Below are 15261 nucleotides of genomic sequence, written 5' to 3'. Positions count from 1 at the left end.
CGTTGCACTAATGTCAGCCTAGCTGATAAATTTAAATTTTGCGAATAAATTTGAAATTTTCTTTTGATTTTTCACGCAAATTCATCAGGGTATCCGAAAAATATCACGTTCAAACAAAATTTGGACATATAAAGATAACCAAAAATATTCTTACGACATTAAAAAACTTGGGCTTACAGAATGAACTGCTATTGTGTCATCTTTTTCGCTTAGTCCAACGGGCATGGTCTGCTGTAATGGAGAATGCGAATGATAAATTTCCGCTGCTCCAGATTGTAGCAACGACAGCTCAGATTGTATTGTATTCACTATTTTTAAATTATCTAAAACCATTTTATAAGAATGCTCCATTTCCCGAATAGTATGAGCAGGGTTTGCAGTCACAATGCTCTTTGTCGCGCGAGCAGGGTATAACAGCTCACCCACACGTCTAAAAAAAGAATGAACCATAGCAAAAGTTTGATGCATTGAATAACTTGGATGCCAATCAAATAAACTTGCAATGCGTGCAATTATCATATTGGCGGTCAATGCTAACGCTTTAACCGGACTGGATACTACTGTAAAAATAACATAGGTCAAATGACTGGCAGCGATAAGCAATCGATTAAGATCTTTTGCAATTTTGTTGCCCAAATCTTTCGCTGCATTTTTAATAGGTTGTGCAGGATTGGGATTATCCATAAACCAGGCTATAGGACTCACTATCAAGGCAAAACCTAGTCGTAGAAGTGCAGGGATATAGGTAAGGGGGATAGAGAATAATTGAAAAGCAATGGAAGGTTCTTTTTCCGGATAAAGCATTTTCTTCAGCGAAGCAGCCTCTTCGGCTGGGAAAAGATTATCAATATGCCGCTCTATCTCAAATAATGTGGCAGGTCTTAATTTAGGCAGTGTTGTGGCATGTGTTGATAACCAAAAAGCTAAATTAAAGCGAGCAATTATTTTTTGGTAAATTTGATAAGTGCTTTCAGGGTAAGCAGCGACTTCCGTACCATTGTATTTAATCTTAAGCGGCTCATAGCGCTCAGAAGGTTTGCGCAGAAGCAACTCATAAAGTCCAATGGCAAATTTTCCGCCAATAAATGGATAACTTGCTTCAGGAGTAGTACCCAAATCTTCTTTTAAAATTGCACTTAAGCCAGGAATTTCATGGCCATTAATTCCATTAACAAGAACATAACCTAAACCATAGGCAACAGCAAAATAAGAACCATAGGTTAATGGATCTTCTGCAATTTGCGTTGCTATAGTGGCACCAATACCATTAGGACCATGAATAGCTGTATCCCATACTGTGGCAAATACTTGAGCTTGAGTAGAACCGCCCGCAATTGTAGCTGCTAATTTACCGGCACCCATGCTATAAGAAAAATTGGAAAACCAATTGACATAACCGCTACCAAAAATAGTGGAAGCTACGGTTGGACAAAAAATTGCAGCAGCTCCTGCTGCATAAGCAGCCGTAAAAACCAAACTACCGACAGGGTCTTTAGCATAAAGATTATGAGTAAAAACAGAGCTAAAACCATCAAGACCACTAACCATAGCAGTTAAAATGTCATTTTTCTCACCCGCCGTAAGGTGATAATCAACTTTAGCCAGGATACTAATTACTTCCGATGTTTCATTGACAGGGTAATCAGCTAATAAATATTGCAGACGCCTTTCTTCTTCTTCCTTGATAAGAGCCATTTCGTCTTCTGCTTCTTCAATAACTAAAGCATAATTCTTTAAAGCCTTACTGGCGTTCCAATCGTTAAATATTTCTTCCGGCATACGAATTAATTCCGACCCAAAATTGCGAATTCCCTTAAAACAATCCTTTATCGAATTAGCCATAATTTTGAGAAACCTGATTGGCTTTAAAAGCAAAGGCTCATTAGGACTAGCATTTTTACGTAAATCACTTGCAACTAAATGAAACTTTTTATTATTCCATGCCTCCTCCTCCCAAGGATGAGTAGGCATAATGAATCCTTTAAAAACGTTGAAAATGAAGTAAGCCGTACTTTTAATAAATGCAGTAAAATTGCGATGGAGCTGCCAATTGGTCGCACTGATAATTGTTAAGGGTTCGCTTCCTAAATGATTTTTTACAACAGGGGTCTTTGGGTTACTATAGTCCACAGAATCCCAACCTTCTATAAAACTAATTCCGAGTAATACTTGTTTTTGCCGGGCTGGTGTTAAATTATCTGGCCCAAAATCATAAGTAATGGTGTCATTTTCACTGCTATAGAAGCCATGATGTTCTGCTCTCACAGCATTGCGCGGATCAGCGTCATGATCATTAATTTCTTTCCGCGCATCTTCGATGCAATTGTTTAAGTCACCACGAGTTAATGCAAAACTTCGCCGCTTGCTGAAACTAAAGTCTTGATTATACCCTTGCATTTGATACAAGCCATGAATCATTTGTTGTTTAACAAACTCTAAAATAGAATCATTTCCTCTTGCTCGCCTACTGGCTAGTAACGCTTCGGTAGCGTTACTATTTTTTTCTTGTAACGTTGTCAGATAAGTTTTTGCCCTATTAATATCTTGAGCAATATCAGCTTGAAATTGTGAAATAGCTTGAGGATTAATATCAATTAACTGAGTGTCTTTAAATTGAACTTCTAGATTAGCACTTATTGTTTGTAATTCCGTGATATAGCGTTCAATTGATTTATTGTAAATTGCAAGTGAATTCTCTCTATTTACTAAAGATTCTAACTCTTGCAGCGCTTCGAAACGTTGTTGATAAAAATCAAGAAATTGAATTTTTAATGCATGTGTATTGCTTATTATTCCTTTAGCAATGCGTTCATGAGCCGTGATACGATAATGACCAAGTGCAGAGATAACTTTCGCTGTAATAGATTCTGTCCGTACGATTCCCCAGCGGACAGCTTTCTTTAACTGAAATGGGGTTGTTTGCCATTGGAAGGAAAAAGCTTCACCATTTTTACTTATGAAATTGACCTGAGATTCGCCATGTTTAACCGTCTTTTTTCTAAATGCATCGGATTGACCTGCCGTACCAATCCAAGGCACAGACGAAGGCGTCGGTAAAAATAAGGTATTATCTGTATTCAATATAAATTGTTCATATTTTTTTTTATTGTTTTGAATTAACAAGTTTTTTGCATTTTCTGCAGGCATACAACAAATTCCGGGTTGGATTTTCTGTCCAATATTTTAACAAACAATATTAACAATATTTTATACAATACGCTAATATTTCTTTCATTTTTGTAAAAATACAACGCTTTTTTTATAGAACCTAACATTTGGCTAATTTGTCAAATACTTCCTAAACTTTTATCTAGGGATAAATGATACGTTTTAAACCGAGACAGCATCATTCTCATTATATTAAGGAAGGTATGATGAGTCATGCAAAGATAGCGATTTGCAGAGTTTATACGCCTCCATCCCACAAAGAGGGTATATGGATTCTTGTGGACAGGTTATGGCCTCGTGGACTAAAAAAAACCAGCCTTGATGTTGATTTGTGGTTAAAAGAAATTTCTCCTAGTCCTACTCTAAGGAAATGGTTTAATCATGATCCTGAAAAATGGGACGAATTTGCCCGCCGTTATGTGCACGAATTAAAAGACAAACCCGAATTAATCGAGCAAGTTTTGGAAAAAGCGAAGAAAAAGCCTGTGACTTTATTCTACGCAGCGAAAGACACTCATCATAATCATGCATTAGTTCTGCAAGCAGTTTTACAAGCCTGGCCTTCTTCGCCTGAACTTAAATCCAAGAAATAAACTAGCCTTTTAAATCCATACAGATAAATCTCTTTTAAAGCAGATTGCAAATATTAATATCAGCATGTATATTATTAAACCCCGCAAGTCATTTGCTCGCAACGGCAGATACTCTTAAATCTTGCGGCGCTTAACGGATCTCCAGGTAGAACAGGAACTACAAACCCGAATTTCGGGTCATTTAACATGCTTTTAATGGGGCTTAAACGTCCATTCCGCAATTAGTTTCCATTGAAGCACTTGAGTGGTTCATAACCGCTGTAACTTACAAGTTAATTACTTTAAGAGAAGCATTTGCGCTTACATGCGCCTGCTGTTGAATAGGAAATGTCATATGTTCAAATTAATTTCTAACAGAGCAACGACTCATTCTGCAAGGCATGTTGAGAAATCTTTTTTAAATCTGCAAAAAGAATTTTCGTTAAGAAATAACCTACAAGTAAATGGCAAACTAGTAAAAATTTTGCTTCTAGATAAACATCAGCCTCTAGATATTAGCCGCACCAAGCTTTATCAAGACATAATACTCCCCAATAAAAATTGTTTATTCCTGGGGACAACTCCCACAGTTAATTTTAAAAAAGACAGCAAAGATACTTATCTGCAAAGTATTTATCCCGGTCATAATTTTTCATTTATCACTGATGAAGAAGGTGAAGTCTTCTCTTCTATTAGCAAACGCCCTGATACAAATAAGCCTTTAGGTTTTCAAAAAAGAATCGATGATCAACGTTTAGAGGGAATGCCTTCTCAAATCAGATTATATGCCCCCCGTTACACCACCGTACAAGAAGATTTGTTAAAATGGTTGGAAAGAGCTTTTGTCGTTTCCAGCTATCCTCTTTATCTCCATATTTTTCCATTGATTGGACTTGGCATTGATGTGGGTGAATACCAAAGGAATGTTAAAACCCTTTTGGAAACGAAAACGCCTTACAGTTTATGTAGTTGGGTTCACCCCGACAGTGCCTCACGTATTATTCGGGCAAGTAATTGCAATAGTGATGTACAAAAAGCAATTTTTGGCATCGATATTCATGAAGTGCAAGATATGTTCTGTCAAGAAGCGGCCATCAAAATGGCCTCAGAGTTTGCCACAGCGCAGGAATATGGACTGGCTGTGGATGCCTTAGGATTAAACCATGGAATTGAAAAATCACTTCTTAGTTCAGAAAGCTATCTTCCTCCATTTCTGGCATGATGCATCAGAGAAGCATCGGGAAATCCACAACTCCCCTAAAGCTTCTCAAGTACTTCCTGCAAATGCTTAACAGCTTGAATTTCTATTCCTATATTCTGCTTAGGGGCATTTGCAAAAGGAACAATCGCTCGTTTAAAGCCATGTTTCGCTGCCTCACGCAACCGCTCTTGACCACTTTGCACAGGCCTTATTTCTCCAGCCAGGCCTACCTCACCAAAAATAATCGTTTCTCGATCAAACACTCGATTACGCAAGCTTGAAATAACGGCTGCCAATAAAGCCAAATCGCTTCCAGTCTCAGTAACTTTGACACCCCCCACTACATTGATAAAGACATCTTGATCATAGGTAGCCACGCCGCCATGTCGATGTAAAACAGCAAGTAAAATAGCAAGCCGATTATGCTCAAGGCCCGCAGTAATACGTTTTGCTTGCTGACCATGTGCTTCATCAACCAAAGCCTGGACTTCTACAAGCATTGGTCTTGAGCCTTCCCAAGTAACCATAACAGCACTACCAGGTGTCGGTTCTGGTTGACGCGATAAAAAAATTGCCGAGGGATTTGCAACTTCTTTCAAGCCACGATCGGTCATGGCAAAAACGCCCAACTCATTAATCGCCCCAAAGCGATTTTTAATTGCCCGAATAACACGAAAACGGCTATCACTTTGTCCTTCGAAATATAAAACAGTGTCTACCATATGTTCCAGAACACGCGGGCCTGCCAATGCTCCCTCTTTGGTTACATGACCAACAATAAAAACGGCAGTTTGGGTTGTTTTTGCAAAACGAACTAATTGCGCAGCAGCTTCTCGCACCTGTCCGACACCCCCAGGAGCGGAACTTAAGGTTTCAGTAAAGATAGTTTGTACCGAATCAATAACCATAACCCGCGGTTTTTCTTTTTGAGCATGAGCAATAATCGTTTCCACCTGAGTTTCGGCAAGCAAACGTAGACCAGTTAAAGGTAATTGTAAGCGCTTCGCCCGCATGGCAACTTGTTGCAAAGATTCTTCACCAGTTACATAAAGGACGGTTTGTTTTTGCGAAAGATTGGCAAGCGTTTGTAGTAGTAATGTTGATTTTCCAATACCTGGATCCCCACCAATTAATACCACAGAACCATCTACAAGGCCGCCACCCAAAACCCGATTTAATTCGGATAAGCCACAATCCATACGGATTTCGCTATCAAGAACAACATCCTCTACAGCAGTAACGGTTGAGCGTTGATTGGCATAATTACCTAAACGTGGATTGCCGCGCGAAACGCTTGTGATAGTTTCCTCGCTGACTGAATTCCAAGACCCACATTGCGTGCATTGGCCCGCCCATTGAGAAAAAATTGCAGCACACTGACTACAAATAAACTGCATCTTTGTCTTCATAAATGTCCTCAGGCCCGTTAATCAAATTTTAAAGGATCCTGCATGAATCCGAAGAGCTGTGCAAGCCACCCATTAATAAAGAAATTATCAATCACTGGAAGGTGATACCCTCACTTGGGTAATCTTACCCATACATCATTGACTCATGATGATTTATAATTAAACAAATTTTCGTTTAATTTTTTCTCATGTCTAATTTTCCTCCTGAAATTACCTTAACCATATTTAATTTTTTTCCTAAAAAAGCGATCATTGGGAAACTGGCTGTCTGCCGAGCGTGGGAGCAAATAGGTAAAGATAAAACATTGTGGGAAAATCTTAATTTTGAAGAATTTAAAGCAAAAACCAAACAACTACATCCCGATCTTCAAGAGTTAGTCTTGGAAGGAATTTTAAAATTAGAACTAGCAGAAAAATTTCATCAATTATGGTTATTACCTTTAGATAAGCGTAAAAAACAATTAACCTCTCTTCCTAAGAAAGACAAATCCCGCCACTTTATTCTTGAAGAATCCTTTTCAACCAACTTCGGTTTAGTTATTTTTTTAAGCGAACTTCTCGCCAACATCAATCTAGCCACTATTCCTGTTGGTTATCTTAAATATCTATGCAGCAAAGAGGGTGCTATTGCCTTAGGAAAAAATTTAATTTGTCCTGATGAGTTTTTTTCTTTGCCACACGTAGATTATGCAAAATGTTTGCTTTCAGAGATAGGGGTTTCCGCCTTAAAAGAACAATTAATTAACCCCCAGCAAATCCTTCTTTTAGATCCTTTTTGTCTTGATCTTTTACTGACCCCAAATGGTCTTACTGCATTAAGAGAACATTTAATTAGTGTTAAAGGAATCGCCAATTTAGGTGCTTTTCAAATTAAATGTTTGCTGTCAGAAAAAGGCTTACTCGCGTTGCAAACGGGTCATGTGACGGTAGACGCAGCAGCTAGTATGAAGCCGATTGAATTGGAAAAGCATATAGCAGCAATGCCTATGTCACCTTCTTGTTCCTTCGCTTAAGGCTACACATTTGCATTTCAGAGCTCACTGATTACTTGTTAAAAGCATGATCTCACTCTAGAATTTCGAGAATGAATGGCTAAATAAAGCAATTTCAATGAATAAAAAAACTTTTCAATGGGCAATTGTTGGCGCAGGACCTGCTGGCATTGCTGCCGTCGGGAAATTATTAGATTACGGTGTGGCTCCTCACGATATTTTATGGATTGATCCTGCTTTTACTGTTGGCGATTTAGGGCATTTGTGGCGTAACGTTTCGAGTAATACGACAGTAAAGCGCTTTTTGGATTTTCTCAATGCGGTTGAATCTTTTGCTTACCATCAAGTCGCCAATAATTTTTCCCTCAGCCAATTTGATATTAACAGCACCTGTACTCTAAGTGAGGTTGTTGCACCATTACAATGGGTTACTAATCGTTTAATCGAGAAAGTGGTTGCTGAAAAAACTATAATTCATCAGATGGCTTTGTCAGAGCGTACCTGGACTTTACAATCTTCTACCGAGACTTTTAAAGCCAAAAATGTAATTTTGGCAACGGGAGCTCTACCATCAAGTCTTAATTATCCGGGTGTAGATGTTATTCCCTTCGATATTGCCATTGATAAGGAACGGTTAGCTTCAACAATTAATCGTGAAGAAACCTTTGGTGTCTTCGGTTCATCGCACTCTGCCATTATTATTGTGCAGTATCTGGTTGATTTAGGGGTAAACAAAATTATTAATTTTTATCGCTCCCCCTGCCGCTATGCAATTGATATGGGTGATTGGATTTTATTTGATAACACGGGGTTGAAAGGACAAACTGCAGCATGGGCACGGCAACACATTGACGGCGTTTTACCATCCAACCTGGTACGCTACAACACGGCTGAAGCCAATATAGCCCGTTTCTTACCAGAATGTAATAAAGTCATTTATGCCGTCGGTTTTGAGAAACGTAAAAACATTGTCATTGGTGATTACGAAGATGTTGAACATAATCCCCAGGTTGGGATCATCGGACCAGGACTTTTTGGTTTAGGTATTGGTTATCCAGAATTAAAAGCAGATCCTTATGGTAGTGTTGAATCTCAGGTAGGCTTATGGAAATTTATGGATTACCTAACGCGTGTCATGCCGCTATGGTGTAAGTACTCTACCTAGATGCTCCAAGAAATTGTTTAAAATTTAACTTTCACACAGTATACTGGCGTGATTTGCTCAAGACAGGCTCGTGATCTTATGACTGAACCCATTCATTTTGAAAAATCCATGACGGAACTTGAAGAAATTGTCATGCAATTGGAAAAAGGCGAGTTATCTCTGGAAGACTCACTAAAACAATTTGAGAAAGGCATTACCTTAGCCCGCAAATGCCAAGAAGTTTTAAATCAAGCTGAGCAAAAAATTGAATTGCTTGTTATGTCTGATCTAGAAAGCAGTGAACCATCGAATGATTAATGAAACTATCCGTCGTTATTTAAAGCAGCACGAAACCGTTCTTAATACCTTAATTTCGCAAGCCGATATTCCTGCAGCTCGAATCAAAGAAGCAATGCTCTACACACTCTTTCCTGGTGGTAAACGCTTAAGACCCATACTAGTTTATTTATCTGGCGAAATTACCGGCGTTGCCCAACCCAATCTCGATATAATGGCAGCAGCGATAGAACTTATTCATTGCTATTCATTAATTCACGATGATTTACCGGCCATGGATAATGATGATTTGAGACGAGGGAAGCCAAGTTGTCATAAAGCTTTTGATGAGGCGACCGCTATTTTAGTTGGTGATGGAATGCAAGCATTAGCCGTCGATCTTTTACTCAAACATCTGCCGCAATATCTGCCTTCAGCACAAGTCCTTTCAATCACGCAGGAATTAGTACACGCAAGTGGTCCTGCAGGTATGGTTAGTGGTCAAAGCCTGGATCTTTCACAATTGTCACTATCAACCATTAGTGAAGAAGAACTGAGAACAATTCATGCACTGAAAACGGGAAAATTAATTTCAGCCTGTTTTAACATGGTTTTAGCAGCCAGTGATACACCAGCAAGTATCGTACAGTCATTGCGGGATTTCTCAACTCATTTAGGGTTAGTTTTTCAAATGCAGGATGACTATCTCGATCACTATGCAGATGCAGGAGTGCTAGGCAAAGGCCGAGCCTCTGATGTAGCAAATGAAAAATTGACCTTTGCTTCTCTTTACAGCAAGGATGAGTTGTTTAATTTAATTAGTGACCATTTTCAACTCGCCAAAGATGCACTTATTCCCTTGGGTACTAAAGCCGATGATCTCATCGCTTTAACCAATTACATTCAACAACGTAGTCACTGTAATTAGTATTATAACTGTAATTCAAGAATAATAAGTAAGCTCTATCCTCATAACTTAATTTCTGACGAATTCTGTTTTTGAATAAGCTCTTTAACTAATTGGCCATTATTCATCTTATCAAAAAGCTCGACGACACGGGGTTCAAGTTCGATAGCATCAATATAGGCATCATCAGACATCAGCAAGCGCTCGAGACATCCTTTTAAGGTCATTCCAGTATTACTACTATTGCTACACTCGGTTAATTCATGACAAAGTTTATTTAAAAGAAGGACGATGTTTTGTCGTCTCATAGTTAACAGGAGGTCCTCTCGAGTGGAAACAGGAAGCACATTAACTTCATTTTGTAAAATCCCTACCAATTCTTTAATGTGTTCAATAATTAATTCAATTTCCTGATTGCGATAGCCAATATGGTCAGCAATAATTTTTTGATATTCACGATATTTGGCAGTTAACAGTTCAAATTGTCCTTCAAATTGATGAAAGCGTGCAATGCAAATAGCAGCCAGTTTTGCTTCATACATAGCAAAAGCCGATGACGTTCCAAGTGGATAATAAGGCGACATGGCACTATCTCCGAGAAGAAGAATATGACCTCCATTGGGAAGCTTTCTCACAGGATTGTCTACATAGTGAATATCAGAAAGGAAAGTACCAACATTTGATACCGATTCATTTTCTCCCTTCTCATCGATTACGAAGTTTTCATGAGGCACTTGTAATCTGGAAGCAGCAAAAAAACTTGCCCACTCAAGTAGTTTATTTCTTTTAATAGAAGTGTTGGTGATTTTATGAAGCGATTCAGGAATTGGGGTTGCGATAAATAATCGTGGTTTCCAGGAAGGATCAGGATATTGCTTCTCTTTATAGAGGTTATCATCAAAAATAGCCTCTGGTTTTTCCGCTTTGGGGTCCCAACCTAAAGATTTAAGATTTTTTACATCAAAATTGATTTTTTTCCTGTGTTGTGCCAGAAATCCGTGATAATTTTTCTCACTCCCTAAAGGCTTGAGCGTTAAGCGAGCAGCCATATGATGAGAGGGCGTGCCCATTTTTTTATAACGGAAGGGGGCAATGGAAGTACACTCAGTTGGAATTGTCTGATTAATTTTTTGCGTTAATAGGCGCTTTTCCCCCTCACAAATCAACAAATAATCAAATGGAATAGCATCTTTGTCTAAAACTACTTTTTGCTTATTTAAATCCACGGCTTTAACTTCATCTCCCAGATGCCAATGCAATTTGACATTAGCTACCTCATGATTATCAATATGCTCTTTCAGTGCTTCTTGCAATGATCTTATGGAAAAATTTTTAGGTTCATTAAATTCATCACGTTGCCTCATCAGCTTACGCAATAATTTTTGCCGTTTATTCAAATTCGATAACAGACCTTTTTTAACATCTAACAAATCACCTTGATCATTAATTTGTAGTTGGTCTGTCGGATCGAATAACTCTTTGCAATATTTATCCCAACGCAATTCTTTTGCAGGAAGATCTTTTTCCTTAGGAATGATTAATTTTTGACGGCGGGTAAATTCTATTCTCTTCTCTATAAGGTGAATTCTAAATTCCACAGCAGGCGTTTTCTTGGCGGCCTCTATCAAGGATGTTGCCGCAGCCAAACCCGCAGGACCTGCGCCTACAATACATATCTCTATAACTTGCGCCATATAAATCTACAAATACAAACTAAGATCAAAAATTACCAAATTTTAACACAAATATCGATTATTTTCCATATTGGATTAAATTCAGTCAATTATCAGAAACGTGTGTGAATGCTGATAAGGCGGGAGAGAAACAAGACATTGCAGGTTCGGTATCAATCTGCCTGTGTAATATTTTCAATTTGCTTAAGTTCAGCAGTAGAAAGCTCAAAATTTATATTTAAATCATCGGCCATGTGCTGAGGATTGGTTGTACCGGTTAAAGGCAACATTCCTTGCTGCAAAGCAAAACGAAAAACAATTTGTGGAATTGTTTTACTGTATTTCGTGGCAAGCTTTTGCATAAATGACGTCATTAGATACTGGTAATTGGCTGTCAATAAAGAAAACCCCTGATAGATTAGTCCATGTTCCTTACAAAAATCCCTGATTTCTTTATCCCATCTTCTAACAGCAAAACAACGATTTTGGACAAAAGTTGGCTTTATTTTAGCGCGGTGGTATAGCGCTTCGAGTTGCAAACGGTTTACATTGGAAATACCAAGAAAACGAACTTTTTTGCTTTGAAATAAATCCTCCATTGCTCCCCAGGCTTCCTCATCCTCTTGGCCAATTCCTTCTACAAAATAAGGCCCATGCAAAATGTAAGAATCCAGATAGTCTGTCTGCAGATGGGACAAGGAGCTTGCAAAGGATCGCGCAACCTGCTTAGGAAGCGGATCTTTGTCGTTATAAGGTTTTCGATGATCCTGGCCATGGGCATAAGTAAATTTTGTCTGCAAAAATAGATCTTTTCTTGTTTTATCACGAGTTGCTAAAAATTGTTGTATTCCAAGTCCCACCCCTTCTTCAAAATAATGCTTACGCTGATTAGCCGTATCAATACCTGTAAATCCTGCATTCAGGGCAGTTAAAGTAAGTGCTTGGGAGGCTTCTTCTTTCCATGCAGTGCCGTAAAGAAAAGCAGGAATTCCGGCTTGAGTGGTATTTTCTGTTGCAGATGACATCCTATCTCCCCTACCATCGTTAGTTATCGATGGAAGAACCATTGTATCCTTTTACTAATCTAATAATATTAATTTTAGGCCCGACATAAGCAATTTTTTATGCCGAACCTGCTATTAACAATTACCCCGCATAAGTAGGGTTATCTGTACGTAAAAAGATTTGTGTAAAATAAATTTTTCCTCTGCTATCACGAGCAAGCCCTATACCGGTAAGATTATAATTTCCAACGATATTTCGTCGATGTCCTGGACTTGTCAGCCAATTTTTTACGACATCTTGTGCATCTTTATAATTATAGGCAACATTTTCTGCACCACCGCGACAGAATTTAATTTCTGTGTATATCCTTTTAATTCGTTTATTAAAATCTTGATGACCAAAACCAATTTTATGATTGGCCATTTCACGGCTATGGATCTCTGCCTCTTTCGACATAAGATTATTCATTTTTAATGGTTTTAAACCACGCTTTGCTCGATACTCATTGATATAAAAAAGAATTCCTTTTTGCATTGAAGAACCAATGGCGACACTTTGATAGTTTGTTTTTCCTGTTGCATTCACAGGCTGCATCAAAACAAGTAATAATACTAACAATAAGTTACTTAAAAATAGATTTATTCTTTCCATTTCTCTACCTTTTTAAAGACGAAATTATAAATTTTTTGACTGCATATTGTTACAAAAATTTATCATTTGTCCATCTATTATTTTCTAAGGTTTTTTGAAGCAATTATTGCATTGCTTCTATTAGCGTCATTCCAAACCTAGCGAGAAATCTCTTGCGATGAACCAGATTGTGCCAATGCAGGGAGCTTCATACGCTTGGGATGACGGTGAGAAACGACATGTCATTATTCTCTCTGAAAATTTCCCTTGAATTCAGCCATGCCTAGAACATGATATTGAATAGCATCGATAACATTCTCTTTGATTGCCGAAGCATCTAGAGGCAATACTGTATCCAAAGCATATAACCTGAAAATATAATTATGAATATCGCCAGGTGGTGGGCAAGGTCCTTTATAGCCTGTGAATCCCCAACTATTTTTACCATTTATGGCTCCTACAGGAACTTCCCCTTCGGTAAGATTACGAGTTTCGGGAGGAATATTAAATAAAACCCAATGCACCCACGTACCATCCTGTGCATCAGGATCGTCAATAACTAAAACAAATGATTTGGTATCTTTAGGTACATTTTCCCAAAATAATGCTGGTGAAATATCCGCACCTACACAGGTATATTTTTCTGGAATAGAAGTATTAGGATCAAAGACTGGGCTTCCTAAAGAAAATTCTTTAATTACTTCGGAAAAACCTAAGGAAGAAGTAAAGATTATAGCGATTAGTAATAAAGCCCCTTTTTTCATTACACTGCACCTCCAAAACTACAAATTTTATGAAGCCAGTCTATTCTTGGACTTGAAAATAATTCCTTCTTATATCTAGTTTAGTCCGAGTCTTATTTTTTTGTCAGTAGATTCATTAATTAACATTAAAAAATTATCGTTTAATCAATGGAAAACAAGAAAAAAGTCAGAAATTATATGAAATAAATTACTTCACGAATAAATTAAATGGATATGAATTTCAACTAAGATTAGTGTCGATAGATTAATCAAATGATTATCTTATCGACAATTTTTTAGTTTTGAGGGGATTGTTCTTGTGATTTTTCAAGTAATGTTGTACATCTCTCAAGCATTTTTTCAGTTGCAGATTGTCGTTTAAAAAATCTGTCAAAGAAATAAGTAACGCGAAGAACTTTAATCTCAGCACTATGTAGGGATCGCCAAGATTTTATGCTCGCTAACAGGTCGCTCATAGATTCTGTATTTTTTCCAGCTTTGTCATTATAAAGCTCTTTTAAGAGATTAAATTTTTTCTCTGTTTCGGGCAATTGTGAAGCAGTTTTAAGCATGCTTTCCATCTGCTGATACAGTTCCGTTAAAACCTTTACCTTAGCTGGCGATTGCTCTTTAAACGCCGAAGGCGGAAGCGGTAAAATATAAAAAGGTTGTTTACCATCCGGGTGAACGAAAGAGCGTTTTGCAGTAGTACCCCTTCGACTTACTACAAATTCCTCTCCATCATCCGCCACTAAAGAAGTTTGTAGCGGCAAATTACGAAAAAAAGCACTGGAAAGGTCATGAGGGACCTGTTCGTCCCTACAAACGTATTTTAATAAAGACAGCGCTGAATGGCGGCAAGTATTTGTAAGACCTAAGGAATGAACCTCTTTAGACACTTCGGCACTCTCTTCTCTGGGAGCTAGCTCATGAGTCAACGCAGTTTTTTCGGATGTCTGTTGCAGCGTCACAAGTCCACCTTTTTCCTGCACAGGCTTAAAACAAGTAAACGGCAGATGTTGAACCGACGTGTCGAGCAGATTCTCATCCTGGATGTGTTGTAATAACGCTATAAAATCGAGATATTGCTGATAATTAATTGCATAAGCAGCATAACTGATGTTAGTTCTGTTCTCTGTTTCTCTATCAATTTTTTCATCAATTAATTGGGCCGGTGTCGATGAAAATGCAGCCTTACAAAGGATTTTACAACCGAATTCAGTGGCCACTCCTACTTTCCCGACTCTTGCAAGAAGATGAACTCCTGTTTCATTTTTTACACCTAGCAAAATAAAGCTATGAACACCCTCATCTTTTGCAATACTAATGAAAAATTCATCATTTTTTTTAACAGTCATTTCAGGCATATGCACACCAGATAGAGAACTACTCATTAAATGCAGTCAGTTTAACATTGATTGCTTAACAGAAACTTAAACCCTATACAAAAACTTTATGCCCCTCAGTAAGACAGATTTTTTTGTTATGTATAAGCCACATGTAAATTAGAATACTCCGAGCAGCAACTATTAATTAATCTG

General features: G+C 38.0%; 13 protein-coding genes. 6 read left to right on the top strand and 7 right to left on the bottom strand.

What is annotated here, in order from left to right:
* Positions 1-150: 150 nt before the first annotated feature.
* A complete protein-coding gene (locus tag PXX05_RS01475) occupies positions 151-3147 on the bottom strand; it encodes a hypothetical protein (RefSeq protein WP_275089279.1) in 2997 nt (998 codons plus the stop codon).
* A gap of 227 nt (positions 3148-3374) precedes the next feature.
* Here PXX05_RS01475 and PXX05_RS01470 point away from each other — a divergent pair, with 227 nt between their 5' ends.
* Together PXX05_RS01470 and PXX05_RS01465 are read left to right on the top strand one after the other, a co-directional pair.
* On the top strand, positions 3375-3761 hold the full coding sequence (locus PXX05_RS01470; protein WP_275090442.1) for a DUF488 domain-containing protein: 387 nt from the start codon (positions 3375-3377) through the stop codon (positions 3759-3761).
* 334 nt (positions 3762-4095) lie between these two features.
* Positions 4096-4962 carry a hypothetical protein gene (locus PXX05_RS01465; protein ID WP_275089278.1) on the top strand — a complete coding sequence of 289 codons (867 nt, stop codon included), beginning with the start codon at positions 4096-4098 and terminating at the stop codon, positions 4960-4962.
* A gap of 35 nt (positions 4963-4997) precedes the next feature.
* Here the strand turns inward: PXX05_RS01465 and radA are convergent, their stop codons facing one another.
* Positions 4998-6350 carry a DNA repair protein RadA gene (gene radA, locus PXX05_RS01460; RefSeq protein ID WP_275089277.1) on the bottom strand — a complete coding sequence of 451 codons (1353 nt, stop codon included), beginning with the start codon at positions 6348-6350 and terminating at the stop codon, positions 4998-5000.
* 188 nt (positions 6351-6538) lie between these two features.
* Between radA and PXX05_RS01455 the strand changes: the two genes are divergently transcribed.
* The 4 genes from PXX05_RS01455 to PXX05_RS01440 all read left to right on the top strand — a co-directional run bounded on the left by PXX05_RS01455 (position 6539) and on the right by PXX05_RS01440 (position 9690).
* On the top strand, positions 6539-7363 hold the full coding sequence (locus tag PXX05_RS01455; protein ID WP_275089276.1) for an F-box-like domain-containing protein: 825 nt from the start codon (positions 6539-6541) through the stop codon (positions 7361-7363).
* Positions 7364-7460: 97 nt separating this feature from the next.
* Positions 7461-8507: an FAD-dependent oxidoreductase gene (locus PXX05_RS01450; protein ID WP_275089275.1), complete on the top strand. Its 1047-nt coding sequence runs from the start codon at positions 7461-7463 to the stop codon at positions 8505-8507.
* Positions 8508-8585: 78 nt separating this feature from the next.
* Entirely contained in the window at positions 8586-8804 is a 219-nt protein-coding gene (locus PXX05_RS01445; protein WP_275089274.1) for an exodeoxyribonuclease VII small subunit, read from the top strand.
* The gene (locus PXX05_RS01440; protein ID WP_275089273.1) at positions 8797-9690 is read left to right on the top strand and encodes a polyprenyl synthetase family protein; all 894 of its coding nucleotides are present in this window, start codon (positions 8797-8799) and stop codon (positions 9688-9690) included. The genes PXX05_RS01445 and PXX05_RS01440 overlap by 8 nt, the downstream gene beginning before the upstream one ends.
* 41 nt (positions 9691-9731) lie before the next feature.
* Here PXX05_RS01440 and PXX05_RS01435 read toward each other — a convergent pair whose 3' ends face one another.
* The 5 genes from PXX05_RS01435 to PXX05_RS01415 all read right to left on the bottom strand — a co-directional run bounded on the left by PXX05_RS01435 (position 9732) and on the right by PXX05_RS01415 (position 15114).
* A complete protein-coding gene (locus PXX05_RS01435; RefSeq protein WP_275089272.1) occupies positions 9732-11363 on the bottom strand; it encodes a hypothetical protein in 1632 nt (543 codons plus the stop codon).
* Positions 11364-11515: 152 nt separating this feature from the next.
* Positions 11516-12367 (bottom strand): aldo/keto reductase family protein, encoded by an 852-nt coding sequence (locus tag PXX05_RS01430; RefSeq protein WP_275089271.1) that lies wholly within the window; start codon positions 12365-12367, stop codon positions 11516-11518.
* A gap of 121 nt (positions 12368-12488) precedes the next feature.
* Complete coding sequence (locus tag PXX05_RS01425) at positions 12489-12998, bottom strand: CAP domain-containing protein (RefSeq protein WP_275089270.1); 510 nt, start codon at positions 12996-12998, stop codon at positions 12489-12491.
* A 224-nt stretch (positions 12999-13222) separates the two neighbouring features.
* On the bottom strand, positions 13223-13741 hold the full coding sequence (locus tag PXX05_RS01420) for a YbhB/YbcL family Raf kinase inhibitor-like protein (protein WP_275089269.1): 519 nt from the start codon (positions 13739-13741) through the stop codon (positions 13223-13225).
* Positions 13742-14016: 275 nt separating this feature from the next.
* Positions 14017-15114 (bottom strand): hypothetical protein, encoded by a 1098-nt coding sequence (locus PXX05_RS01415; protein WP_275089268.1) that lies wholly within the window; start codon positions 15112-15114, stop codon positions 14017-14019.
* Between the last annotated feature and the right edge of the window lie 147 nt (positions 15115-15261).

The organism is Legionella cardiaca (assembly GCF_029026145.1).
In the GTDB taxonomy this organism is placed as follows: domain Bacteria; phylum Pseudomonadota; class Gammaproteobacteria; order Legionellales; family Legionellaceae; genus Tatlockia; species Tatlockia cardiaca.
Note: the sequence above shows the minus strand (reverse complement) of the source record. Positions and strands in the feature narration are given on the sequence as shown.